The sequence below is a fragment of the Streptococcus sp. HMSC034B03 genome, from assembly GCF_001838575.1.
Classification (GTDB): domain Bacteria; phylum Bacillota; class Bacilli; order Lactobacillales; family Streptococcaceae; genus Streptococcus; species Streptococcus anginosus.
This window is the reverse complement of record NZ_KV837637.1, coordinates 178096-202420: the sequence shown is the minus strand read 5'-3', so window position 1 is coordinate 202420 and position 24325 is coordinate 178096. Positions and strand designations below refer to the sequence as shown.

Genomic DNA, 24325 nt, shown 5'->3' with positions numbered 1-24325 from the left:
AGCCTTTTTTAAAGAAATACACGACTTCTTCTGATATAATAGTAAAAAAGAATATGAGGAAACCATGACAAACATTATTTTTATGGGAACGCCGGATTTTTCTGCAACGGTACTCAAAGGATTGCTGGAAAGCAAACAGTACGAGATTTTGGCAGTAGTTACACAGCCAGATCGCGCAGTAGGACGTAAAAAAGAAATCCGCATGACGCCTGTTAAAGAACTGGCTTTAGACTATGGCTTACCAATCTATCAGCCAGAGAAATTGTCTAAAAGTGCTGAATTAGATAGTTTGATGAATTTAAACGCTGATGGTATCGTCACAGCAGCTTTCGGTCAATTTTTACCAAGCAAATTGCTAGATTCGGTCAATTTTGCCGTCAATGTGCATGCTTCGTTGTTACCAAAATATCGCGGAGGAGCTCCCATTCACTACGCCATTATCAATGGTGACAAAGAAGCCGGTGTGACTATTATGGAAATGGTCAAAGAGATGGATGCGGGTGATATGATTGCGCGTCGAGCGATTCCTATTGAGGAAACAGACAATGTTGGGACGATGTTTGAAAAGTTAGCGTTGGTCGGACGCGATTTGCTACTTGAGAGCTTGCCTAGTTATCTAGCTGGAGATTTAAAATCAGTTCCGCAAGACAAAAATCAAGTTACCTTTTCACCAAATATTTCACCAGAAGAGGAGAGAATTGATTGGACCAAGACCAATCGACAACTTTTTAATCAGATTCGAGGCATGTATCCGTGGCCTGTAGCGCATACGCTTTTAAATGGAGAACGTTTTAAAATTTACGAAGCTACTCCAGTAGAAGGAGCTGGTCAACCGGGAGAAATTCTTGCTATCGGGAAAAAGGAATTGATTGTAGCAGCTGGTGAGAGCGCACTTTCTCTGAAAACAGTACAGCCAGCTGGAAAGTCCAAAATGACTATCGTTGATTTTCTGAATGGTCTGGGACGGCAATTATCAGTAGGTGATTTCTTTGGTCAATAAAATAAAAACAGCGCGGCAAACGGCTCTTGCAGTTTTAGAAGCAGTTTTTTCAGAAGGAGCTTATTCCAATATTGCTCTCAACCAGACTTTGCTAGAAGTGCCTTTAAGTTCTGCAGACAAAGGACTTGTAACAGAAATTGTATATGGTACCGTTGCACGTAAAATCACTTTAGAATGGTATTTGTCTCATGTTATTGAAAATCGAGATAAGTTGGATTCCTGGCTTTATATTCTTTTGTTGATGAGTTTGTATCAAATACAGTATCTTGATAAAATTCCAGCGCATGCGGTCGTCAATGAAGCGGTAGAGCTGGCAAAGGCACGAAAAAAGGGAAGCGAAAAGTTCGTCAATGCAGTGCTGCGAAGACTATTGCGGGACGGTGTGGCAGATATAGGCAGTATTAAACGTAAAAACAAACGCTATTCTATTCAGTATTCTCTGCCAGTTTGGCTGGTTAAAGTGCTGATTGAAGAGTACGGTGAAAAACGAGCTCTAGCCATTTTTGAGAGTTTATTTCTTCGAAATAAAGCCAGCGTTCGAGTAGTGGACCTAAGCCGTAAAGAAGAATTAAAACAACTGTTGCAGGCAGAAGATTCGCTATTAGCTCCGAGTGCGTTGGTGAAAAGCCACGGTCATTTTGCAGGGCATGCCTTGTTTGAAGAAGGTGCTATTACTATTCAAGACGAGTCTAGCCAATTGGTCGCGCCAACTCTTGAATTGCGCGGCGATGAAAAAGTGTTAGACGCATGCAGTGCACCCGGTGGTAAAACCATGCACATTGCTTCTTACTTAACGACAGGACAGGTCACGGCATTAGATCTCTATGAGCATAAGTTGGCTCTGATAAAAGAAAATGCACAGCGCTTAGGTGTGGCAGATAAAGTGATTACGAAAAAGCTAGATGCGAGAAAGGTTTTTGAAACTTTTGGGGCAGACGCCTTTGATAAAATTTTAGTAGATGCGCCGTGTTCAGGAATTGGTCTAATCCGACGGAAACCAGATATTAAATACAATAAAGAAAATGCAGATTTTGACTCGTTGCAAAAAATTCAGCTTGAGATACTGGATAGTGTTTGTCAAAGCTTGCGAAAAGGTGGTATAATAACTTACAGTACCTGTACGATTGTTTCGCAAGAAAATTTTCAAGTTGTTGAGCAGTTTTTGGCAGCTCATCCAAATTTTAAACAGGTAAAACTAGAACATAATAGACAGGATATTCTAAAAGATGGCTGTATTTTAATTACGCCAGAATTGTATGGAAGTGACGGATTTTTCATCAGTCAATTCAAACGAATATCCTAACAGGAGGAAACTGACAGTATGGAAATTTCATTATTAACAGATGTTGGTCAGAAGCGTACAAATAATCAAGATTATGCCAATCAATTTGTTAATCGTGCCGGTATGACAATGGTTCTTTTAGCAGATGGTATGGGAGGTCACCGTGCCGGTAATATTGCTAGTGAAATGGCAGTAACAGACCTCGGTGCCGCTTGGGTGGATACTCAAATTGATTCTATTAATGGTGTCCGTGAGTGGTTCGCAGAACATCTCGAAACAGAAAATCAAAAAGTTCATCAATTTGGTCAAGATGAAGAATATAAAGGCATGGGAACGACGCTTGAAGCCTTAGCAATTATTGGCAATCAAGCAATTTATGCCCATGTAGGGGATTCTCGTATTGGTTTGGTGCGTGGGGACAGTTACAAGCAATTGACAAGCGACCATTCTTTGGTGAATGAATTGCTCAAAGCAGGACAAATTACACCTGAGGAAGCAGAACGTCACCCACAACGCAACATCATCACGCAATCAATCGGTCAAAGAGGCGAAGTGCAGCCTGATGTTGGCATGATTAGCTTAGAAGATGATGATTACATTATTTTGAATAGCGATGGTTTGTCCAATATGATTTCAGAAAGTGAAATTTATGATATTATGACAAGCGATATTGCTCTTTCAGAAAAAGCGGAAACCTTGATTCGCTTTGCAAATAATGCAGGCGGTCTGGACAATATTACAGTTGCCCTGGTTCATTATCATAAGGAGGACGCAGAATGATTCAAGTCGGCAAGATATTTGCCGGACGATATAAAATCATCAAACAAATTGGTCGAGGTGGCATGGCAGATGTCTACTTGGCGAAAGACTTGATTTTAGACGGGGAAGAAGTCGCAGTTAAGGTTCTAAGAACCAATTACCAGACGGATCCAATTGCTGTAGCACGTTTTCAAAGAGAAGCACGCGCCATGGCAGACTTGGATCATCCTCATATTGTCCGGATTACCGACATTGGAGAAGAAGAAGGTCAGCAGTATCTAGCAATGGAATATGTGGCTGGACTCGACTTAAAGCGCTATATCAAAGAGCATGCTCCTTTGTCCAATGAAGAAGCGGTTCGAATCATGGGACAAATCCTTTTGGCGATGCGTTTGGCACACACGCACGGGATTGTTCACCGTGATTTGAAACCTCAAAATGTCCTTTTAACTCCAGATGGCGATGCAAAAGTCACTGACTTTGGAATTGCGGTAGCTTTTGCAGAAACGAGCTTAACGCAAACCAACTCTATGCTGGGATCTGTGCATTATCTATCACCAGAACAGGCACGTGGTTCAAAAGCGACCGTTCAGAGCGATATTTATGCCATGGGGATTATTTTCTATGAAATGCTGACAGGACATATCCCTTATGACGGAGATAGTGCTGTTACAATTGCTTTACAGCATTTCCAAAAGCCTCTTCCTTCTGTGATTGCTGAAAATCCAAATGTTCCACAAGCATTAGAAAATGTAGTCATCAAGGCAACGGCTAAAAAATTGACAGATCGTTATCAATCTGTTGCAGAAATGTATGTGGATTTATCAAGCTGTTTATCTGCTGACCGTCGAAATGAGAAAAAACTAGTTTTTGATGACACTGCTAAAGCAGACACAAAGACACTGCCGAAAGTATCACAAAATACCTTGACTTCTGCGACGAAGTCAACACCTACTCCTACAAAAGAAGCAGTCAGTAGTAAGCCTACGCCTAAGCCAAAAGCAAAAAAGAAGCGCCGTTTAAGAACGCGCTATAAAGTTTTGTTATCAGCGGTGGTTTTAGTCATCGTAGCTCTGGTGGCTTTAGTCTATTTGAGTCCGTCAAATGTAAAAATTCCAGATGTTACTGGAAAAACTATTGCCCAAGCTCGTTCTGCAATTGAAACTGCAGGTTTGAAAGTTGGCAAGGAAAAAGACGAATACAGTGATTCTGTTAAAAAAGACTCAGTCATTCGCACCAATCCAGAAGCGGGAACGCAACGTCGTGAGGGCAGTACGGTGGATCTGATTGTCTCAAAAGGGACTAAAACTTTTATTATGGAAGATTATAAAAGTCAGAAAAGAGCAGATGCCATCAACAATCTGGTACAAAAATACAAGGTTTCAAAAGGCTTAATTAAAACAGAAGAAGTTGAAAGTAGTGAGTATGCGGCAGGAACAGTTGTTGATCAAACACCAGCAGCAGGCAGCACTTATGATTTGACTTCAAAGACACGTATCACGTTAAAAGTAGCGAAGTCCGTTTCAAGTGTCACGATGCCAAGCTATATCGGTTCAACCTATGAATTTGCTTATAATAATTTGACGGAAGTGATTGGTATTCAAGGTGCGAATATTGAAAAACGTACGGTTACAACAGCTCCAGCGGGTACACAGGCAAATACGATTATCAGACAAGCCCCAGAAGCTGGTCAGTCTTTGAATTTGAAGAGTGATCGCATTATCTTATATGTATATGAGCCAAAAACCGAAGATTCTTCAACATCTGAAAGTAGTTCACAATCTGATAGCAGCTCAGATAAAACTAGCCCATCCTCTAGCAGTTCGTCAACTAGTGGTAATGATGGAAGCAGCTCAAAAACACCAGACACAAGTGCTAGTGCAAGTAATTAAAAAAGAGAGAGGATAAAATCGTAGTTTTGTTAAACCGATTTTCCCTCACTCTTTTTTTGCACTCGTTTTACATCATTGATAAGCATTGTTTTTGCTCAATCAAGTTTATCCAGTATATTGTAAATAAAAATGTTAGCTTCTAGGACTACAAACTAGAACTTGAAAATATTTTCTTCCAGTTCACTCCCTTCTTTTCATACCTTAGCCGGAGGAATTTTTGTAAGTTTTTGATACAATAGAGTAAGAAAGGTATCGAGGCTATGAGAAAGATCCAATTTTTTATCTTTGTTGAATCTATTCTATTAACATTTGCATTAGTGACCATTTTGTCTGGTCATTTTTCACGTGTTATTCTTTTTTTGGTGCTCTTCTTGTTATTGCTCTATTATTATTTTGGAAAACAAAGAGGAAATTTTCTGCTAGTAACCTCTACCATACTGCTCTTTTTCATTATTATGCTCAATCCTTATGTTATTGCTGCCTTGCTCTTTGCGGTCATTTATGGCATGATTGTGGCTTATCCTTACATTTATAAGGAAAATGGAGTGACGAATCTCATCTTTGATGATGCAGTAGAACAAAAACGTGAAAAAAATCAATGGTTGGGAAATCTTCATCATTTTGGCTCATCAGATACCTGTCGATTTGATGACATCAATCTTTTCCGTCTTATGGGTAAAGATACGATTCATTTGGAACAAGTCATTATCACAAACCATGACAATGTGATTATTTTGCGAAAATTTTTCGGAAATACAAAAATCATCGTGCCAGTTGATGTGGCAGTCAGCCTGAAAGTGAATAATTTATATGGTGAATTGCAGTTTTTAGATCAACCTGTTTATGAATTGCGAAATGAAAGTATCAGCCTAACGACACCAGACTTCAAGCGAGCACATAAAAGCGTCAAAATTGTCCTGTCAACGTTTTTAGGAAATGTTGAGGTGGTTCGCAAATGAAAAAAGTCTACTATCTCTTGATTAGCTTTTATTCCCTACTCATTTTAGGAATCATTATTCATTATATTTTTAGCCTATTTAATTTTGATTGGCAACTGATTTTTAGTAATGTAGAGCGGTTGGAAAAGTTCAGTTTCTTTGTGATTGTACTGACTTTATCTCTGACGATGCTGATGATTTTAGGTGTTAAAGTGATTCAAATGGTCACTTTATCTGCCATTCAGACAAACCTAAAAAATGTTTTAGAAGGTCGAGAATTGCAAGAAATTCATCATCCTGAAATTGATATCTCTTTTCGGCTGGTTTCAGAGAAATTAACTCATTTGACAGAAAATCTGCAAAAGTCAGAGAACCGCGCCCTGCAAAATGAGGAGACGATTATTGAGAAAGAACGCAAGAGAATTGCGCGTGACTTACATGATACGGTCAGTCAAGAACTTTTTGCTGCCAATATGATTTTGTCAGGTGTGACAGGTCAAGTGGAGAATTTAGATACAGATGCATTATCAAAACAATTGATTGGCGTATCAGGAATTTTAAATACAGCTCAGCGTGATTTGCGTATCTTGCTTCTACATTTGAGACCGACAGAGTTGGAAGGAAAAAGCTTGGTTGAAGGGCTGAATCTCATCTTGAAAGAGCTATCAGATAAAAGCGATATTGAGGTGAGCTTTCATCATGATGTGCAAAAATTACCGAAACAGATTGAGGAGCATATTTTTAGAATTGCTCAGGAAATTATCAGTAATACGCTTCGCCATGCCAATGCAAATCATTTAGATGTTTATCTATATCAAACACCGTACGAATTGCAGTTAAAGATGATAGATGATGGGATTGGCTTTGAGCACACTTCGTCTGATGAATTGAGTTATGGTTTGAAAAATATAGAAGAAAGAGTAAACGATATGGCAGGAACGATTCAGATTTTAACGGCTCCTAAACAAGGAGTAGCGATTGACATTCGTGTACCTTTATTGAAAGGAGTTTAGGATGCATATTTTATTAGTAGATGACCATGAAATGGTACGACTTGGCTTGAAAGGTTATTTGGATTTACAAGACGATGTGGATGTAGTGGCAGAAGCTTCAAATGGTCGCGAAGGAGTTGAAAAAGCTTTGGAGTTGCGCCCGGATGTGATTATGATGGACATTGTTATGCCTGAAATGAGTGGGATTGAAGCGACACTTGCTATTTTGAAAGAATGGCCTGAAGCTAAAATTCTCATTTTGACTTCTTATTTGGATAATGAAAAAATTTATCCGGTTTTAGACGCAGGTGCTAAAGGATATATGCTGAAAACATCTAGTGCTGATGATATTTTACGAGCTGTCCGAAAAGTAGCTAAGGGTGAACTTGCCATTGAAACAGAGGTCAGCCAAAAAGTGGAATATCATCGAAATCATATTGAATTGCACGAAGATTTGACTGCGCGTGAGCGAGATATTTTAGGACTACTGGCAAAAGGTTATGAAAATCAACGCATAGCAGATGAATTATTTATTTCTTTAAAGACAGTGAAAACACATGTGTCCAATATCTTATCAAAGCTAGAAGTGAGCGATCGTACACAAGCTGTTGTTTATGCTTTCCAACATCACCTTGTCCCACAAGATGACATTTAGTGGTATAATAGAAAGCAGAATAATTCCTAGAGGGAGATTATGGACGCAAAATTAAAATATAAATCCAAAAAAATCAAAATCGTCTTTTTCGATATTGATGATACGTTGCGAGTGAAAGAGACTGGCTATATTCCGGACTCTATCAAAACGGTGTTTAAACAGCTAAAAGAAAAAGGAATTTTGACAGGAATTGCTTCAGGGAGAGGGATTTTTGGTGTAGTTCCAGAGCTGAAAGCATTGCAGCCGGATTTCTTTGTCACTTTAAATGGTTCCTATGTAGAGGATAAAAAAGGAAATGTAGTTGTCCAGCATGTCATTCCCGAGGAAATGGTGGAGGCATACATTGCGTGGACGAAGGAAGTTGGGATTGACTTTGGCCTCGTTGGTAGTCATGAGGCAGCGCTTTCGACGCGAACACCGCTTATTGATGAAGCCATTGATATTGTTTATCCTAATTTACCTATTCAGCCGGATTTTTATCAAGATCACAACGTTTATCAAATGTGGACATTTGAAGATATTGGAGATAGCTTGCAATTGCCTAAAGAGTTAGAAGAACATCTACGATTGGTTCGCTGGCATCCGCATTCATCAGATGTAGTTCTAACAAATGGTTCAAAAGCATCTGGAGTTGCGACAGTTGTGGAGCATCTAGGGTTGAAGCCTGAGAATGTGATGGTTTTTGGAGATGAACTCAATGACTTAGAGTTGTTTGATTATGCAGGTATCAGCGTTGCTATGGGGATTTCCCATGAAAAGATCAAAGCAAAGGCTGACTTTGTGACAAAAACAGTAGAAGAAGACGGCATTTTTTATGCCTTAGAGGAGTTAGGAATGGTAGAAAAAGAATTGCATTTTCCGCAAGTGACGATTGAAAAAACAGAAGGTCCGAAAGCGACTATTAAAACCAACCACGGAGATTTGAAAATTCAACTATTTCCAGAGCAAGCGCCGAAGACAGTAGCGAATTTTATCGCTTTGTCAAAGGATGGCTACTATGATGGCGTGATTTTCCACCGCATTATCAAGGATTTCATGATTCAAGGTGGTGACCCAACTGGTACGGGCATGGGTGGCGAATCCATTTATGGTGAAAAGTTTGAGGATGAATTTTCACCAGAATTGTACAATATCCGTGGAGCACTTTCAATGGCTAATGCTGGTCCAAATACAAATGGCAGTCAATTTTTCATCGTGCAAAATAGCAAGATCCCTTATGCACAAAAGGAATTGGAACGAGGTGGTTGGCCAGCACCGATTGCTGAAGTCTATGCAAGCAAAGGTGGAACGCCGCATTTGGATCGCAGGCATACTGTATTTGGGCAATTATTAGATGAAGCTTCTTATCAAGTGTTAGATAAGATTGCAGCAGTTGAAACTGGTGCAATGGATAAACCACTGGAAGATGTTGTGATTGAAACCATTAAAGTTGAGGATTAAAATGAAAATTGGTGAAAAACTAAAAGGCCGAATTACCGGTATTCAGCCTTATGGTGCTTTTGTGGAACTAGAAACGGGTGACATGGGATTGATTCATATCTCAGAAATTCGGACAGGCTATATCGAAAATATCCACGAAATTCTGCATGTTGACGATCAGGTCTTGGTGCAAGTGATGGACTATGATGAATTTTCGGGTAAGGCTAGTTTGTCAATGAGAACTCTGGAAGAAGAGAAGCATCATTTGCCTAAACGCCATCGCTTTTCAAATGACCGTTACAAGATTGGTTTTGCACCGCTCGCTAAAAATTTGCCGACTTGGACCAAGGAAGCAATGGATTTTCTGAATCAATCAAAAGAAGAAACTGATGAATAAGCATCAAAGCAGACTTTAAATACTCAATATAAAGCCCTCAATAGAATGGTTCTATGAGGGCTTTTATGTGTTTTCATACATTAAGGAGTGGTTGTATCATCACATATGCTCTACTTAATATACCATTACATCAAGGTATACTCATCTGGCAGCATAATAGTTTCTTTACCATTATTGTCAGTCACAAAGATTTCTCGTGGAAAAAATGGATCGAAAGCGTCATTAAAATCAAAAGTGACAACAGTCGCTAGGCTCTCTTGTGAAAATTGAAAAGTCGTTTTTCCTTTGTTGTTGATGAGTTCAAATCGAAGAAGTTCATCTAATTCAAACACACCTTTTAGAAAATTGTCAATAATATACCAAAAGCTGTCAACGATATCATCTGGTAAACTGGTTACAACGCCAAAGCTGGCATAACGTCCACGTGTATTTGTAAAAGCCATCGTTTCTTCCTTTCTGTGCTCATTCATCAAAGGATTTTCTATATGATACATAAAATAAGCTTGAATTGCAAGAAATTGTTCTTTGAAAATCAAAAAGGACCAGAGGTCCCTTGGCAACTTTAGCGATTCTTTAGCTCTACATAACGTTTGTACCAAATATTGACATAGGCTTGTGAAAAAGGTCCACGCTCATTATTAATCCAGTCTACTAAGATTTTCACATTCTCCTTGAGAATGTAATCTAAATCATTGGAATAGTTCATTTGCCGCTTGTGGCGCTCGTATTCATCTACATCCAGCAATCGCTTTTCACCATTGGTGAAGACTTTGACATCTAAATCATAATCTATGTATTTTAATGCTTCTGCATCAAGATAATAGGGGCTGGCTAGATTGCAATAGTAGGAAACCCCATTTTCGCGGATCATAGCGATAATGTTAAACCAATATTTTTTATGAAAATAGACAATAGCTGGCTCGCGTGTCACCCAACGCCGCCCGTCACTTTCTGTGACCAAGGTATGGTCGTTGACACCAATAATGGCGTTTTCTGTTGTTTTTAGTACCATGGTGTCGCGCCAAGTGCGGTGCAGACTTCCATTATGCTTATAACTTTGAATTGTAATAAAGTCGCCTTCTTTTGGAAGCTTCATCTTCTACCAACTTTCTACAATTAATCAGGTTATCGCTCTTATTGTAACATATTTTCATGAAAAAACATAAATAAACCTTACATTTTTTATAGATATTCTCTGAGAGCGCTAGCAATATCAGAAAAATCGTAGCCTTTGCGTGCGAGTGCTTGGGTGAGCCGTTGTTTTAAATCATAGCCATCGTATTTTTTAGAATACTTGCGGTATTGTTTGTCTAATTCTTTGTAAAGCAATTCTTGCTGGTTTCCATCATCATCTTCTATCGTGAGGTTTTGGTATGCCACTTTTGCTTCTTCATAGGAAAAACCTTTATTGATGAGCTGTTGTAAGATTTTATCGTGAAGTGCTTTTGTCGGGAGCTTCCCTTGATATTTTTTGAGTAATTTCTGAGCAACTTTTTGACTTACTTCTGTAAAATCAAATTTGCATAATTCTTCATCAATAATAGGAGCTGTGATACCTTTTTGAGCTAATTTTTGCTTGAGGACAAAAGCACCTTTATCACCAGATAGAAGATTGGAATGAATAAAGGAATAAGCATATTGTCTGTCATCTATCCAGTTATCTTTTATGAGAATCGTTAGCACTTTCTCGATGGTATCTAAGGAAATCCCGTGTTTTGTCAAATAATCCCGCACTTCTTTGACAGTTCTTTGCTTGAAAGAAAGATAATATAGAGCTAGATTTTTTCCGTAAGAAAACTGTGCGTAGTCCTGAATTTCTTTTAATTCTTGCTCACTGATGTTCATGCCTTTTGATAACATAAAGTGAACGATGGTATCTTCAGTGATGTAAAGTTTGTCAGTTTCGTCCAATTCTAAAAGATAGAGACGCTTTTTCTTTTCAATTTTAGTGATTTTCATAATCATTCTTTCGATAACTTGTGTGAAATTTGGAGCTAATGATGGGATAGTGAGTGTGACTATTAGCCAAATGCTTCAAAAGCTGCGATAAGTCGTAATTTCTCGGAGTTGATATTTTCTCGACCATAGTAGTCCAAAAATAGGTCGCCATATTTTGGATTGCCTAGATTATAAGTCAGTGACCAGATAGCCCAATAAAGGTCAATGTGGCGATCACTAAATCCAGATAGCCCAACATCAATGAAGCAGGAAAAATGACTGGCATCAGTGAAGATAAAATTTGGAAGACAGGCATCTCCATGGATAAAGACTTCTTCAGTCAGCAAGTGCCCTAGCTTTTGAATGAGGTGATAAGCCTCTTCTCGACTGCGAATCTGAAATTGTGGCAGGAGAGCTTTTTCATAGAAAAGCCCTTTTTGATAGTTCTCTTCCGCTAGCTGAATATAGTTCTTTAGAAGTGAGTTTGTGGGAAAGTGGACTGGTTGGAGGTTATGGAGCTGTCTTAGCGCTGTTGCCATGGTTTGGCAGAGGACTTCTGGTTGGTCTAGCACTTCCAATCCTGATATGCCGGAGGCTTCTTTAGTGAGCAAGTAGTCCTTGTCTTGGCTGATGTATGTCAGGACAGGAACACCGAGCCCTTGTTTGTCAAACCATTTAGCACATTGTGCCTCTCGTGCTAGCTTTCCTTTTTGGTCTATTTTAAGATAGTAGCCTGTGTCTAGATAAAGCACGGTTGCGCCTGAGTGGGAAGAACTGTCATACAAAGTGGCTTTCTCTGTATATATTCGTAATTCTTCTGGGAATTGAGAAATTGTGAGAGTTACTTTTTCTTTTTTCATACTGATTATTGTACCATATTCTCAACATTATCGTGTTGGCATGGTATAATAGGCTTATGAATCTGAAAGTAAAACAAAAAATCCCCTTGAAAATCAAAAAAATGGGAATCAACGGGGAAGGGATTGGATTTTATAAAAAGACATTGGTCTTTGTACCAGGTGCTTTAAAAGGTGAGGATATTTTTTGTCAAATCATGACGGTTAAGCGTAATTTTGTCGAAGCAAAACTGTTGACGATTAACAAACGCTCTAAGTATCGAGTAGAGCCTCCTTGTGAGATTTATGAAAAATGCGGGGGCTGCCAGATTATGCACTTGCATTATGACAAACAGTTAGAATTTAAGACAGATCTGCTGCGTCAGGCTTTGAAAAAATTTGCACCAGCTGGTTATGAAAACTACGAGATTCGTCCAACGATTGGAATGCAAGAACCACTTTACTATCGGGCTAAGCTTCAATTTCAGACACGGAAATTAGGAGATGAAGTCAAAGCAGGGCTTTATGCGCAGAATTCTCATTATCTGATTTCTTTGAAAAATTGTCTGGTTCAAGATAAAGTAACGCAGAAAATCATCAATAAAGTGGCTCTCCTTTTGGGAAAGTACAATCTTCCTATCTATGATGAGCGCAGGAGAGCCGGCGTTCGGACAGTCATGATTCGCAGGGCTCGGAAAACGGGACAGGTGCAGATGATTTTTGTTACGGGAAAGAAGTTGGACTTCTCTCCAGTCATTCGAGATTTAACAGCAGAATTTCCAGAATTAGAAACAGTGGCGGTCAATTACCATACGACAAAATCAAGTGAAATTTATGGAGATAAGACGGAAATTATCTGGGGAAAAGAGACAATTCAAGAAGGTGTTTTGGATTACGAGTTTTCCTTATCGCCTCGGGCTTTTTACCAGCTCAATCCAGAGCAAACAGAGGTGCTTTACAGTGAAGCACTTAAGGCCTTGGATGTCAATTCGGAAGATCATTTGATTGATGCATACTGTGGCGTGGGAACGATTGGCTTTGCTTTTGCTAAAAAAGTGAAGTCTCTTCGTGGCATGGATATTATACCAGAAGCTATTGAGGATGCTAAGCGAAATGCCAAGAAAATGGGATTTGACAATGCTCATTATGAAGCTGGGACTGCTGAAAGCATTATTCCTCGTTGGTATAAGGAAGGCTATCGGGCAGATGCTTTGATTGTGGATCCGCCACGGACTGGCTTAGATGATAAGCTGCTTGAAACGATTGTTCGTTATGCACCAAAGAAAATGGTTTATGTCTCTTGTAATGTCTCTAGTCTAGCCAGAGATTTGGTGCAATTAAGCAAGATCTATGATGTCCATTATATCCAATCGGTGGATATGTTTCCGCACACAGCTAGGACCGAGGCTGTAGTGAAGTTGATAAGGAAAGAGGCTTAGAATGGATATTTGGGAAAAAATGTATGAAGAAGCTAAGTAGCTCTATAATCCGCATGAGGTATCACCCTTTGTGTACGCTAATCATGTTGTAGCAGCTATTGAAGCAGAGGATGGAAAGATTTATACCGGCTTTTTCTTTGCTCCAACAGCTTGAGGGCTGTTGGAGGTTGCAGATAAAATCAACGAAGTTGCTATCAATAAATGTGGTGTTTTTCATCTCTGCGCTGAAAGGGCAGCAGCTTTTAATATGTATCAGTATTCTGGACAGACAAAAATGAAACGAGTATTGGCTTTTCGTGATAAACCGCCTTATGGCGGATGTTCTGGTATGCCTTGTGGGGCGTGTAGAGAATTTCTAATGGAGTTGAATCCTGAAAATCGTCATCTGGAGTTTATGTTGGATTTTGAAAAACGCGAAACGATTACTTTGGGAGAACTCATGCCTTACTGGTGGGGACAAGAACGTACTGAAAATGACGGGAAATGATATGAAACACTTTTACTGTATGTTAGAATAATATACGAGGCACTTTCTAACAACGAAAGTTCAAAGAATCAGGATGTAAAAATTGCAAAGAAGGTATCCTGTAGCAATGCTATTGATATTTTATAGCATTTGGTAAATGGGATAGAATGACTTGTTCATGAGTGAGCCTAGTTTAAGGCAGATGACAAATAGGCGACAGAAGTTGAGCAGTAAAATGAAACACAAATATTTTCAACTACTTCAGCAATAGAAAAACTTGTAGAGATCATTTTCTACAAGTTTTTTCGATTTTACAAGGAAATCTCTGTGTTTTCCAATGCTTTTTGTGCATCTGAGACGATTGTTTCAATGATTTCTTTGCATGGTCGGATTTCTTTTATCATACCAGCAATTTGACCGCACATCATGGAGCCGTTTTTTGTGTCTCCGTCATATACAGCTTTTGAGAGAGCTCCAATAGTAATCTCTTCCAGTTCCTCACGGCTGGTACCTTTATTTTCAAGTTCTATATAATGGTCTGTCATTTCGTTTCGGATACAACGAACGGGGGCACCCGCCCTCCTGCCTGTGACAGCTGTATCTGTATCATTTGCCTTGAGAACTGCTTCTTTATAACTTTCAGCGATTGGGCATTCTTCTGATGCGAGAAATACCGTACCGAGTTGAACTCCTTGTGCGCCTAAAACGAAAGCAGCAGCAAGCCCGCGACCGTCTGCAATACCTCCTGCACCAATCACGGGAATATCAACTGCATCAGTAATTTGTGGCAGCAAAGCCATGGTATTGGTGCTACCGATATGACCACCCGATTCAGATCCTTCAGCGATAACAGCGTCAACACCTAATTCTTGCATTTTTTTAGCATGTTTCACGCTGGCAATGACCGGAATAACCTTGATACCTGCTTCTTTGAGAGCAGGCAGAATAAATTTAGGGGTGCCAGCACCAGTTGTCACAATAGGAACTTTTTCTTCGATGATAACATTCACAAGCTCTTCGACATTTTTCAGCATCAGCATCACATTAACAGCGAATGGTTTGTCTGTGAGTTTACGCAATTCACGAATTTCTTCGCGCAATTGGTCGCCAGTCATACTACCTGAAGCAATAATCCCCAAGCCACCCGCTTCTGAAACAGCAGCAGCCAACTGATAGTGAGAAATTTGCGCCATAGCACCTTGAAAAATTGGATATTTGATGTTTAATAAAGTTGTAATAGACATACTATCTCCTTCATCCTGTTTTTGAAATTATTATATCACGATTATAAAAACGTTTTCAAATCCGTGATTTAATAAATTTTCTTTTGTTTGTGAAATATTTTGCTTTAAAAAGAGGGGCTATCAATTATTTTATTTGTGAAAAATACAAAATCATTTTATTATAACAATTACTTATACTATATTAAAAATAGTTATAGATGATGATTGATTCCAAAAAATGGAATGAGGCAAAGATAAGGAATGTGTTGATTTTGCTTAGAAAGCAACCGCTTTTTGTGTTATAATAATAGAAAAATGTTCATGAGGTGAAGTATGGACAACATCATTGATGTATCAATTCCTGTGGCAGAAGTAGTTGACAAGCACCCAGAAGTGTTAGAAATTTTGGTGGAACTGGGTTTTAAACCGCTTGCCAATCCAATCATGCGCAATACGGTTGGTCGCAAGGTGTCGTTAAAGCAAGGTTCTAAGTTAGAGGGAACCCCTATGGATAAAATTGTCATGACATTAGAAGCAAATGGCTATGAAGTGGTGGGGCTAGACTAATGGCAGATGAACGAATTGAGATTTTGAAATCCATTTTGCTGGATTTGCACCATGGTGCAACAGCAGAAGAGGTTCAAGAGCAGTTTAACAAGCATTTTACAGGTGTTTCGGCTATTGAGATCAGTCTTATGGAGCACGAACTGATGAACTCGGATACGGGTGTAACCTTTGAGGATGTTATGTCGCTTTGCAATGTTCATGCGAATCTTTTTAAGGGAGCAGTGAAAAATGTAGAAGTGGCTGACACAGATCATCCAGGACATCCAGTTCAAATTTTTAAGCAGGAAAATCTGGCTCTGAGAGCGGCTCTGTTGCGGATCCGGCGCCTCCTTGATACCTATGCTCAAACAGATGATGCAGAAATGAAGACAGAGTTGGAAAAGGGGGTGATGCGCCAGCTGGGCTTGGTCGGTCAATTTGACATTCATTATCAGCGCAAGGAAGAGCTGATGTTTCCGATTATGGAGAGATATGGTCACGATTCACCACCCAAGGTTATGTGGGGTGTGGACGACCAGATTCGAGAGCTTTTTCAAGAAGCAAAGACTGCTGCTGAAGATTTGTCCAATCTAGGTATCGAGCAAGTTCGAGCAACATTTGAAAATTTTGCAGCTGAGTTTGAAGCGATGATTTTCAAGGAAGAGTCCATCTTGCTTATGATTTTGCTGGAATCTTTCACACAGGACGATTGGTTGAAAATTGCAGAAGAAAGTGGTGCCTACGGTTATGCGATTATCAAGCCGACTGAGAAATGGGTACCAGCTCGTCAATCATTCACGGAGGCAGAAAAAGAGACTGCTGAGAAGACTGGAAGCGAAGCGGCAGCCCGTGACGAGTTGGTGTCAGACGGTACTATTCAGCAAGTCATTGAGACGCCTGATGGGCAGGTCACCATTTCCTTTAAACCAAAAAAGAAAAAGGCAGAAAACAATTTTGATCGACAGACCCAACAGCCGTTTGGACAGGGCTATTTGTCAGTGGAAGAGGCAAATCTAATCTTGAATTATCTGCCGATGGAGATTACCTTTGTCAATAAGGAGGATATTTTCCAATACTATAATGACAGCGTGCCAGCCGACGAGATGATTTTCAAGCGGACGCCGAGTCAAGTGGGGCGCAATGTCGAGCTGTGCCACCCGCCTAAGTTTTTGGAGAAAGTTCGCTTTATTTTTAAGGAATTGCGCGAAGGCAAGCGAGACAAGTTTGTTATGTGGTTCAAATCTGAGTCGCGAGATAAATTTGTCCATGTGACATATGCGGCAGTACGAGATGAAGCAGGAGAATTTCAAGGTGTGCTGGAATATGTCCAAGATATTCAGCCTTTCCGTGATATTGAAGAAGATTTCTACCGAGGAGTAGATTAGAAGGTATATGATGACGTACGAACAAGAATTTTTAAAGGATTTTGAAGCTTGGGTCAAAACTCAGGTGGCAATCAACGAAATGGCTCTTCAAGAGAGTCAGAAAGTTTATGAGGAAGATAAAGATGAACGCGCTAAAGAAGCTGCGATTCGTTATGAGAGCCGTTTGGATGCTTATCAGTTTCTATTAGGGAAATTTGCCAACTATCAAGAGGGCAAGGGATTTCATGACCTACCAGACGGACTTTTTGGGCAGAGAAATTATTGATTTTCTCTAGAAAACATGTTAAACTAAATGCATTAGAGGTGTTTTGAATCCCATTTGTCACAGAAAGCGGCGCTGCTGAGAAATCCGCACAAATGTCAAAACTGGTTGCTAAGGCTAAAATTGAAATAATGGTGTTTTTTTGTTTACTTTTAGGACTAAGCCACAAGTTGCGGGTTGTACTGGCATACATCTAAGCGAGCTAACGATGTAATAAAAGATAAACAAGAAGGCTAGAGTTGCGGGCGTCTGCCCGAAATTGGGTGGTACCGCGGAGTGATTCGTCCCTGTCATGTATGGCAGGGGCGAATTTTTATAAGCGGAATGGGGAGAGAAATTATGATAAATATTTTAGGTCAAATTGAAGATAATAAACTTCCTGATATTGAGACAGAGCGGCTGTATTTGCGCCAACGTCTAGTCTCAGATGCTAAAGAGATTTTTGCTTATGCGAGTTTGCCAGAGGTGACTTGGCCAGCTGGTTTTCCACCTGCAGAAAGCGTGGAAGAAGAGGAAAATTATCTCGAAAACATTATGCCAAAGCGCTGGATTGAGCAAAAAATACCGTCTGGTTATGGTATCTGCTTGAAAGGAACAGATGAAGTCATTGGCTCAATTGATTTTAATCATCGCCATGCTGATGATGTTCTTGAAATGGGCTATTTGCTTCACCCAGATTATTGGGGGCAAGGGATTGTGACAGAAGCAGCGCGTGCCTTGATTAATCTGGCTTTTAAAGAATTGGGTCTTCACAAGATTGAACTGACTTGCTTTGGCTATAACCTTCAAAGTCAACGAGTCGCAGAGAAGCTTGGCTTCACCCTCGAAGCTCGCATCCGAGACCGCAAAGATGCCCAAGGCAATCGCTGTGACGATTTGAGATATGGCTTGTTGAAGAGTGAGTGGGAGGGAAAACAATGAATATAATAAAAAGAATACTTTCATACATCATAGCTTTAGTTCCAATCTTATTATTAATTTCTTTATTGCTTTTAGTACCTATTGTTTTTTTAATATCTTTAGTTCCAAATAATTATTTACCTGTATCTCCGATTTGGATAATAGAAGGCTTGATAGGAATCTTAATATTAGGGTATAGCGCTAGGTTAAATAAATTGCCAATTAATTTAAAACCTAAAATAGTTTATTGGGCTATGTTCATATTATCAATCATTATAGCTACTATATTAGCTCTATATTTCAAGAAGTTACTAATTATTTCTATTTTTTGCCAGTTATTCTTGCTTATAACCTATGTTTTGATATTTGAACAAAGATTTACAGGCTTTAAAACTTATCTTCAAAGAAGTAGGAGTGCACTTGTAGTCTTCAATCTATTTGATACTTTTTTTGTTCTTTTATATTATTTTTTTAAAGATATTATACAAGACAATGAGAATAAGATTAATAATTTTTTAAATGAGTTACCAATATCCTATGTTACCATAGAGTGGATTTTTATTATTTTATTTATTTCGATATTATTCATACTGTTGCCTGCCTTTAGAGGATATTTATCAGTTTGGTTTTATAAAAAACAAAATGGAATTCACAAACAATCAGGAAGAGTATTTTGGAATTCGAATATTACAGCATACGGTGTATCAATTATGTCGTTATGCTTATACATATCTATGTTTTTTCAAATCAGCTCTCTTAACGATAGCAAGGTATTGGTTTACTTAATGCTTATGTCCTTTACAGTTTATTTTTGGACAATTGTTTGCGAAGGAATTGATAGAGGGGGAGAGGATAAAGAAAAGGTATTATCAAATTGGGCATTGATTGGTTTGGTATCAATTTTCTTGATTCTTTTAGATCAGATTGAAAGTGATTTGATTGGTATCTTAACGTGGTTTTTACCTATGTTATTGCCAACTTTTATAGGAGAAGTGAATACCATAATACCAAAAGGATATTCAAAGTCTCCTACTCCTGCTATGAAGAAACATCTTTATTGGGTACAAATGATGAGTTTTAATACATTGTTTATATTTAATATAATATCCTCTATATCAACGAAACAACTAATAAAAAATGAAAAAATAGAACAAATTAATGAATTGAAAGTTTTTCTTATCTCTTTATTTTATAGCAAATCTTCTTCAAATTTTGCATCAGGAATTTTGATTTCATTTATTATATTGCTAACTTCTATAGCTATTGCTTATGGACTAAGTAAATTAATTATATATTTAATACGGAGATATTATATAGAGGCTTCAAATAGATATTTTAATTAGATTATATTATATAGAAAGGACAAACACATGTCTAAAGAACTTTCACCTAAATACAATCCAGCCGAGGTTGAGGCTGGGCGTTATCAAAAATGGTTGGATGAGGATGTTTTCAAGCCGTCTGGCGATAAGAAAGCTCATCCGTATTCTATCGTAATTCCACCACCAAATGTGACGGGGAAACTGCACCTTGGTCACGCTTGGGATACGACTTTGCAAGATATTATTATCCGTCAAAAGCGTATGCAAGGTTTTGATACTTTATGGCTTCCTGGCATGGACCATGCGGGGATTGCAACACAAGCAAAAGTTGAGGCACGTCTTGCTGAAGACGGTATCTCACGCTACGACCTTGGTCGTGAAAAATTCCTTGATAAAGTCTGGGAATGGAAAGATGAATATGCATCAACAATCAAACAACAATGGGGTAAAATGGGTATCTCTGTTGACTACTCACGTGAACGTTTCACTCTTGATGAAGGATTGTCAAAAGCAGTTCGTAAAGTCTTTGTTGAACTTTATAAAAAAGGTTGGATTTATCGTGGTGAGTTTATCATCAACTGGGATCCAAAAGCTCGTACAGCCCTTTCTGATATCGAAGTTATCCACAAAGATGTCGAAGGTGCTTTCTACCACATGAACTACATGTTGGAAGATGGTTCACGTAGCCTTGAAGTTGCTACAACCCGACCCGAAACCATGTTTGGAGATACGGCTGTCGCTGTCAATCCAGAAGATCCTCGCTACAAAGACTTGATTGGTAAAAATGTCATCCTGCCAATTGTCAATAAACCTATTCCAATCGTGGCTGATGAACATGCGGATCCTGAATTCGGTACTGGTGTGGTTAAAATCACTCCAGCCCACGACCCTAATGACTTCCTTGTTGGTCAGCGTCATAATCTACCTCAAGTTAATGTCATGAATGATGACGGTACAATGAACGACCTTGCGGGTGAATTTGCTGGCATGGATCGTTTTGAAGCTCGCAAAGCCGTTGTTAAAAAATTGGAAGAAATCGGTGCGCTTGTTAACATCGAAAAAATGGTTCACAGCGTTGGTCACTCAGAACGTACAGGGGTTATGGTTGAACCACGTTTGTCAACACAATGGTTCGTTAAAATGGATCAATTGGCTAAAAATGCGATTGCCAACCAAGATACTGATGATGAAGTGAAATTCTACCCGCCACGTTTCAACGATACTTTCCTTCAATGGATGGAAAATGTTCATGACTGGGTTATTTCTCGTCAGCTCTGGTGGGGGCATCAAATCCCAGCATGGTACAATGTTGAAGGTGACATGTACGTTGGTGAAGAAGCTCCAGAAGGTGACGGATGGACTCAAGATGAAGATGTGCTTGACACTTGGTTCAGTTCAGCCCTATGGCCATTCTCCACAATGGGTTGGCCTGACACAGACTCAGAAGACTTCAAACGTTACTTCCCAACATCTACACTGGTAACTGGTTACGATATCATCTTCTTTTGGGTATCACGCATGATTTTCCAATCATTGGAATTCACAGGACGTCGTCCGTTTGAAAACGTACTTATCCACGGTCTTATCCGTGACGAACAAGGACGTAAAATGTCTAAATCACTTGGTAACGGTATTGACCCGATGGATGTTATTGAAAAATATGGTGCTGACGCGCTTCGTTGGTTCTTATCAAACGGTTCTGCACCAGGTCAAGACGTGCGTTTTTCTTACGAAAAAATGGATGCCGCTTGGAACTTCATTAACAAAATCTGGAACATTTCTCGTTATATTTTGATGAACAATGAAGAGTTGACACTTGACCAAGCGAGTGAAAATGTTGCAAAAGTTGTGGCTGGTACAGCCGGGAATGTTACTGACCGCTGGATTCTTCATAACCTCAATGAAACAATTGCCAAGGTAACTGAAAACTTTGATAAATTTGAATTTGGCGTGGCTGGCCACATTCTTTACAACTTCATCTGGGATGAATTTGCCGATTGGTATGTGGAATTGACCAAGGAAGTGCTGTACAGCGATAACGAGGACGAAAAAGTAGTTACTCGCTCAGTCCTTCTTTACACCCTTGATAAGATTCTTCGTTTGCTTCACCCAATCATGCCATTTGTTACTGAAGAAATCTTCGGTCAATACGTAGATGGTTCTATCGTGACAGCAGCTTATCCAACTGTTAATCCTACTTTTGAAAATCAAATGGCGCATTCTGGCGTGGAAAGTCTCAAAGACCTGATTCGAGCTGTACGTAATGCGCGTGCAGAAGTCAACGTAGCTCCAAGCAAACCTATCACCATCCTTGTCAAAACAAGCGACAGCAACTTGGAAGACTTCTTCAAGGCCAATGTCAACTACATCAAACGCTTCACAAACCCAGAAACACTTGAAATCAGCTCTGCCATTGCCACCCCAGAACTAGCCATGTCAGCAGTTATCACAGGTGCAGAAATCTTCCTGCCGCTGGCAGACTTGCTCAACGTCAAAGAAGAACTAGCCCGCCTCAACAAAGAACTTGCTAAATGGCAAAAAGAATTGGATATAGTTGCACGCAAACTTGGTAACGAAAAATTCGTCGCCAATGCCAAACCAGAAGTCGTCGACAAAGAACGCGACAAACAAACCGACTACCAAGCTAAGTATGATACGACAAAAGAACGGATTGAAGAGATGAAGAAGTTGGTGGGATAGGCTAATGAACACGGTGTAAGAACCGTGTTTTTTTGTTGTTAGTGTGTAGTGTAAATTTATAAGAGGAATATATAATTATCTGTAAGGTATGTACTATGATATAATTAAATTGACAATTTATTTGGGAAAAAATATATCTAAATTGTAAAATCAGCTACATTGAGAATTGATAAACACCAAAAGGTTATAAAGGAGTTTTAGCAAGTGATTAATTTTTCAAATTTAATGACAACAATCATAGGAGCATTTATAGGCGGTTTATTTTCTATTGGGGTTGCACGACTTCAATTAAAATCAATAGAAAAAGAAAAGGAAGCTGAACAAGCCTCAAAAATTGCAGCCTGGTTAACAAGTGTATCAAATTCAGATGACCAATCTAAAAATTGTTTTATTAGATATGATTTAATTATTAATAACAATTCTCATTTACCTATATATAATGTATTAGTTTTAGCGTTAAGCACTAAGAAATATCTTCATTTTAAAGATATTAAAAACTGGGATTATAATCTTATCAATTATTATTCATGTTTAGTACCAGGGGAAAAAATAGATTCAATAAATACTTATGGGAGTGGTTCTGGTGAACGTCCTATGGTATCAATATTATTTACTGATACTAACACGAGACATTGGTATCGTAATCAAATAGGGCAATTAACTCAGTTAAATTCCCAAGAATACGATAAAATAGTTAAAAATTTAGGTTACAGACCGCCATTATAAAAATTTTCCCCATTAAGTTTTTTTCATGAATCTTCCAAGCCCAGCCATACGATTGGGCTTGTTTTTTGGTATAATGAACTTAAATTAATACATCAACATCTGAGGTCAGAAAGGTTCTTACTTAGTGTATACATTTTAGGTGGAGTACCTGAAACAAGAAAGTTACCAACATCTTCTAACATCCTCATCCATCAAAAAAAGAACAGCTCAATAATAGAGTTGTTCTTTTTAAACTGTTAGCGAAGCCAAATTTAAAGTTCGTATTGTGTATATGCCTCAACTTCTAAATCTCAAAATTATAGAGATCTGTTGATAAATAGCGTTCGCCATTATCTGGAGCAAGAGCTAGAATTTTTTTGCCTGTGCCTAATTTTTTTGCTACTTCAAGTGCAGCATAGATAGCTGCGGCAGAAGAAATCCCTACAAGAAAGCCTTCTTGTCCACCGACACGGCGTCCAAGGTCAAGCGCTTGATCAGAGGTAACACGGACAATACCGTCATAAGCTTGAGTGTCCAGTGTTTCTGGAATAAAACCAGCTGAAATTCCTTGAATTTTGTGTGGTCCAGGATTTTCACCAGACAGGATAGCGGACTCATCGGCTTCAACTGCGTAAACTTGTATATTTGGATTGACTTTTTTGAGAGCGTGAGAAACGCCAGAAATTGTACCACCTGTGCCAACTCCTCCGACAAAGCCATCCAATCCTTTTTCACCGAAAGCAGAGATAATTTCTGCTCCTGTTGTTCTTTCGTGTACTTCAGGATTAGCTGGATTATTGAACTGTAGCGGCAGCCATCCGTTGCGTTCTTTGGCGATTTCTTCAGCTTTGGCAATCGCACCTTTCATTCCCTCGCTTCCGGGAGTGAGCACCAATTCGGCGCCATAAGCTTGGATAATTTTGCGGCGTTCCACACTCATGGTTTCTGGCATAACAATAACGACCTTATAACCTTTAGCAGCACCGACCCAAGACAAACCGATTCCAGTATTTCCGCTGGTTGCTTCGACAATGGTTGCACTCGGCTGAATCAAGCCCTCTTGCTCAGCGGTCTCAATCATGCTGAGAGCAATGCGGTCTTTGACAGACGACCCCGGATTGAAAGCTTCTAGCTTGACATAGACATCAGCAGCGCCTTCTGGAACCAGCTTGTTCAATTTCACAATAGGAGTATTTCCAATGAGTTCTGTAATGTTATGATAAATTTGTGCCATAAATGATACCTCAATAATAGTGATAGAAACAGTAT

General features: G+C 39.1%; 23 protein-coding genes and 1 pseudogene. 18 read left to right on the top strand and 6 right to left on the bottom strand.

The genetic code is table 11. From position 1 onward, the window contains the following. Positions 1 to 64: 64 nt before the first annotated feature. The 9 genes from fmt (at position 65) to HMPREF2634_RS08880 (ending at position 9334) form a co-directional block, all read left to right on the top strand. Complete coding sequence (gene fmt, locus HMPREF2634_RS08920) at positions 65 to 1000, top strand: methionyl-tRNA formyltransferase (protein ID WP_021001357.1); 936 nt, start codon at positions 65 to 67, stop codon at positions 998 to 1000. Then, entirely contained in the window at positions 990 to 2303 is a 1314-nt protein-coding gene (rsmB, locus tag HMPREF2634_RS08915) for a 16S rRNA (cytosine(967)-C(5))-methyltransferase RsmB (RefSeq protein ID WP_070836493.1), read from the top strand. Before fmt ends, rsmB begins: the two co-directional genes overlap by 11 nt. An 18-nt stretch (positions 2304 to 2321) precedes the next feature. Beyond that, complete coding sequence (locus HMPREF2634_RS08910) at positions 2322 to 3062, top strand: Stp1/IreP family PP2C-type Ser/Thr phosphatase (RefSeq protein WP_003025814.1); 741 nt, start codon at positions 2322 to 2324, stop codon at positions 3060 to 3062. Further along, positions 3059 to 4933, top strand: a complete 1875-nt coding sequence (pknB, locus tag HMPREF2634_RS08905; protein ID WP_021001359.1) for a Stk1 family PASTA domain-containing Ser/Thr kinase — start codon at positions 3059 to 3061, stop codon at positions 4931 to 4933. Before HMPREF2634_RS08910 ends, pknB begins: the two co-directional genes overlap by 4 nt. A gap of 260 nt (positions 4934 to 5193) precedes the next feature. After that, positions 5194 to 5892 carry a cell wall-active antibiotics response protein LiaF gene (liaF, locus tag HMPREF2634_RS08900; RefSeq protein WP_003025810.1) on the top strand — a complete coding sequence of 233 codons (699 nt, stop codon included), beginning with the start codon at positions 5194 to 5196 and terminating at the stop codon, positions 5890 to 5892. Next, positions 5889 to 6884, top strand: a complete 996-nt coding sequence (locus HMPREF2634_RS08895; protein WP_021001360.1) for an envelope stress sensor histidine kinase LiaS — start codon at positions 5889 to 5891, stop codon at positions 6882 to 6884. Before liaF ends, HMPREF2634_RS08895 begins: the two co-directional genes overlap by 4 nt. 1 nt (position 6885) lies before the next feature. Continuing rightward, positions 6886 to 7518 (top strand): response regulator transcription factor, encoded by a 633-nt coding sequence (locus HMPREF2634_RS08890; protein ID WP_021001361.1) that lies wholly within the window; start codon positions 6886 to 6888, stop codon positions 7516 to 7518. Positions 7519 to 7557: 39 nt separating this feature from the next. After that, a complete protein-coding gene (locus HMPREF2634_RS08885) occupies positions 7558 to 8958 on the top strand; it encodes a bifunctional Cof-type HAD-IIB family hydrolase/peptidylprolyl isomerase (protein ID WP_021001362.1) in 1401 nt (466 codons plus the stop codon). A gap of 1 nt (position 8959) precedes the next feature. Further along, positions 8960 to 9334, top strand: a complete 375-nt coding sequence (locus HMPREF2634_RS08880; protein ID WP_021001363.1) for a S1 RNA-binding domain-containing protein — start codon at positions 8960 to 8962, stop codon at positions 9332 to 9334. 125 nt (positions 9335 to 9459) lie between these two features. On the opposite strand, the gene HMPREF2634_RS08875 is transcribed toward HMPREF2634_RS08880, so the two are convergent. From HMPREF2634_RS08875 to HMPREF2634_RS08860, 4 genes are all read right to left on the bottom strand, one after another. Next, on the bottom strand, positions 9460 to 9777 hold the full coding sequence (locus tag HMPREF2634_RS08875) for a DUF960 domain-containing protein (RefSeq protein ID WP_041784094.1): 318 nt from the start codon (positions 9775 to 9777) through the stop codon (positions 9460 to 9462). A 119-nt stretch (positions 9778 to 9896) separates the two neighbouring features. Continuing rightward, positions 9897 to 10430, bottom strand: a complete 534-nt coding sequence (locus HMPREF2634_RS08870; protein ID WP_003025799.1) for a nucleoside tri-diphosphate phosphatase — start codon at positions 10428 to 10430, stop codon at positions 9897 to 9899. Positions 10431 to 10516: 86 nt separating this feature from the next. Next, positions 10517 to 11293, bottom strand: coding sequence for a recombination regulator RecX (recX, locus tag HMPREF2634_RS08865; RefSeq protein ID WP_003025796.1), 777 nt, complete (start codon positions 11291 to 11293; stop codon positions 10517 to 10519). Positions 11294 to 11355: 62 nt separating this feature from the next. Beyond that, positions 11356 to 12132, bottom strand: coding sequence for an aminoglycoside 3'-phosphotransferase (locus HMPREF2634_RS08860; RefSeq protein ID WP_003025794.1), 777 nt, complete (start codon positions 12130 to 12132; stop codon positions 11356 to 11358). A gap of 56 nt (positions 12133 to 12188) precedes the next feature. Between HMPREF2634_RS08860 and rlmD the strand changes: the two genes are divergently transcribed. Continuing rightward, on the top strand, positions 12189 to 13547 hold the full coding sequence (rlmD, locus tag HMPREF2634_RS08855; RefSeq protein ID WP_021001366.1) for a 23S rRNA (uracil(1939)-C(5))-methyltransferase RlmD: 1359 nt from the start codon (positions 12189 to 12191) through the stop codon (positions 13545 to 13547). A 70-nt stretch (positions 13548 to 13617) separates the two neighbouring features. After that, positions 13618 to 14034, top strand: a pseudogene (locus HMPREF2634_RS08850) (cytidine deaminase). 290 nt (positions 14035 to 14324) lie between these two features. Here HMPREF2634_RS08850 and HMPREF2634_RS08845 read toward each other — a convergent pair. Continuing rightward, positions 14325 to 15257: a nitronate monooxygenase gene (locus tag HMPREF2634_RS08845; RefSeq protein ID WP_021001367.1), complete on the bottom strand. Its 933-nt coding sequence runs from the start codon at positions 15255 to 15257 to the stop codon at positions 14325 to 14327. A 312-nt stretch (positions 15258 to 15569) separates the two neighbouring features. Here HMPREF2634_RS08845 and HMPREF2634_RS08840 point away from each other — a divergent pair, with 312 nt between their 5' ends. The 7 genes from HMPREF2634_RS08840 (at position 15570) to HMPREF2634_RS08810 (ending at position 23077) form a co-directional block, all read left to right on the top strand. Beyond that, positions 15570 to 15803: a DUF1858 domain-containing protein gene (locus HMPREF2634_RS08840; protein ID WP_003025778.1), complete on the top strand. Its 234-nt coding sequence runs from the start codon at positions 15570 to 15572 to the stop codon at positions 15801 to 15803. Then, complete coding sequence (locus HMPREF2634_RS08835) at positions 15803 to 17167, top strand: DUF438 domain-containing protein (protein ID WP_057489581.1); 1365 nt, start codon at positions 15803 to 15805, stop codon at positions 17165 to 17167. Before HMPREF2634_RS08840 ends, HMPREF2634_RS08835 begins: the two co-directional genes overlap by 1 nt. A 10-nt stretch (positions 17168 to 17177) precedes the next feature. Then, the gene (locus HMPREF2634_RS08830; protein WP_003031233.1) at positions 17178 to 17432 is read left to right on the top strand and encodes a DUF1912 family protein; all 255 of its coding nucleotides are present in this window, start codon (positions 17178 to 17180) and stop codon (positions 17430 to 17432) included. A gap of 336 nt (positions 17433 to 17768) precedes the next feature. Beyond that, positions 17769 to 18350 carry a GNAT family N-acetyltransferase gene (locus tag HMPREF2634_RS08825; RefSeq protein WP_003025771.1) on the top strand — a complete coding sequence of 194 codons (582 nt, stop codon included), beginning with the start codon at positions 17769 to 17771 and terminating at the stop codon, positions 18348 to 18350. Further along, the gene (locus tag HMPREF2634_RS08820; RefSeq protein WP_003025768.1) at positions 18347 to 19672 is read left to right on the top strand and encodes a hypothetical protein; all 1326 of its coding nucleotides are present in this window, start codon (positions 18347 to 18349) and stop codon (positions 19670 to 19672) included. The genes HMPREF2634_RS08825 and HMPREF2634_RS08820 overlap by 4 nt, the downstream gene beginning before the upstream one ends. A 27-nt stretch (positions 19673 to 19699) precedes the next feature. Next, a complete protein-coding gene (locus HMPREF2634_RS08815) occupies positions 19700 to 22351 on the top strand; it encodes a valine--tRNA ligase (RefSeq protein ID WP_021001370.1) in 2652 nt (883 codons plus the stop codon). 204 nt (positions 22352 to 22555) lie between these two features. Beyond that, complete coding sequence (locus HMPREF2634_RS08810; protein WP_037590270.1) at positions 22556 to 23077, top strand: hypothetical protein; 522 nt, start codon at positions 22556 to 22558, stop codon at positions 23075 to 23077. 283 nt (positions 23078 to 23360) lie between these two features. On the opposite strand, the gene cysK is transcribed toward HMPREF2634_RS08810, so the two are convergent. Next, a complete protein-coding gene (cysK, locus tag HMPREF2634_RS08805) occupies positions 23361 to 24290 on the bottom strand; it encodes a cysteine synthase A (RefSeq protein ID WP_021001371.1) in 930 nt (309 codons plus the stop codon). Positions 24291 to 24325 lie beyond the last annotated feature (35 nt).

Excerpts from the sequence above, each read along its gene's own strand:
- fmt (WP_021001357.1), top strand. The coding sequence starts at position 65 with ATGACAAACATTATTTTTATGGGAACGCCGGATTTTTCTGCAACGGTA.
- HMPREF2634_RS08910 (WP_003025814.1), top strand. The coding sequence starts at position 2,322 with ATGGAAATTTCATTATTAACAGATGTTGGTCAGAAGCGTACAAATAAT.
- pknB (WP_021001359.1), top strand. The coding sequence starts at position 3,059 with ATGATTCAAGTCGGCAAGATATTTGCCGGACGATATAAAATCATCAAA.
- liaF (WP_003025810.1), top strand. The coding sequence starts at position 5,194 with ATGAGAAAGATCCAATTTTTTATCTTTGTTGAATCTATTCTATTAACA.
- HMPREF2634_RS08895 (WP_021001360.1), top strand. The coding sequence starts at position 5,889 with ATGAAAAAAGTCTACTATCTCTTGATTAGCTTTTATTCCCTACTCATT.
- HMPREF2634_RS08890 (WP_021001361.1), top strand. The coding sequence starts at position 6,886 with ATGCATATTTTATTAGTAGATGACCATGAAATGGTACGACTTGGCTTG.
- HMPREF2634_RS08885 (WP_021001362.1), top strand. The coding sequence starts at position 7,558 with ATGGACGCAAAATTAAAATATAAATCCAAAAAAATCAAAATCGTCTTT.
- HMPREF2634_RS08880 (WP_021001363.1), top strand. The coding sequence starts at position 8,960 with ATGAAAATTGGTGAAAAACTAAAAGGCCGAATTACCGGTATTCAGCCT.
- HMPREF2634_RS08875 (WP_041784094.1), bottom strand. The coding sequence starts at position 9,777 with ATGGCTTTTACAAATACACGTGGACGTTATGCCAGCTTTGGCGTTGTA.
- HMPREF2634_RS08870 (WP_003025799.1), bottom strand. The coding sequence starts at position 10,430 with ATGAAGCTTCCAAAAGAAGGCGACTTTATTACAATTCAAAGTTATAAG.
- recX (WP_003025796.1), bottom strand. The coding sequence starts at position 11,293 with ATGAAAATCACTAAAATTGAAAAGAAAAAGCGTCTCTATCTTTTAGAA.
- HMPREF2634_RS08860 (WP_003025794.1), bottom strand. The coding sequence starts at position 12,132 with ATGAAAAAAGAAAAAGTAACTCTCACAATTTCTCAATTCCCAGAAGAA.
- rlmD (WP_021001366.1), top strand. The coding sequence starts at position 12,189 with ATGAATCTGAAAGTAAAACAAAAAATCCCCTTGAAAATCAAAAAAATG.
- HMPREF2634_RS08845 (WP_021001367.1), bottom strand. The coding sequence starts at position 15,257 with ATGTCTATTACAACTTTATTAAACATCAAATATCCAATTTTTCAAGGT.
- HMPREF2634_RS08840 (WP_003025778.1), top strand. The coding sequence starts at position 15,570 with ATGGACAACATCATTGATGTATCAATTCCTGTGGCAGAAGTAGTTGAC.
- HMPREF2634_RS08835 (WP_057489581.1), top strand. The coding sequence starts at position 15,803 with ATGGCAGATGAACGAATTGAGATTTTGAAATCCATTTTGCTGGATTTG.
- HMPREF2634_RS08830 (WP_003031233.1), top strand. The coding sequence starts at position 17,178 with ATGACGTACGAACAAGAATTTTTAAAGGATTTTGAAGCTTGGGTCAAA.
- HMPREF2634_RS08825 (WP_003025771.1), top strand. The coding sequence starts at position 17,769 with ATGATAAATATTTTAGGTCAAATTGAAGATAATAAACTTCCTGATATT.
- HMPREF2634_RS08820 (WP_003025768.1), top strand. The coding sequence starts at position 18,347 with ATGAATATAATAAAAAGAATACTTTCATACATCATAGCTTTAGTTCCA.
- HMPREF2634_RS08815 (WP_021001370.1), top strand. The coding sequence starts at position 19,700 with ATGTCTAAAGAACTTTCACCTAAATACAATCCAGCCGAGGTTGAGGCT.
- cysK (WP_021001371.1), bottom strand. The coding sequence starts at position 24,290 with ATGGCACAAATTTATCATAACATTACAGAACTCATTGGAAATACTCCT.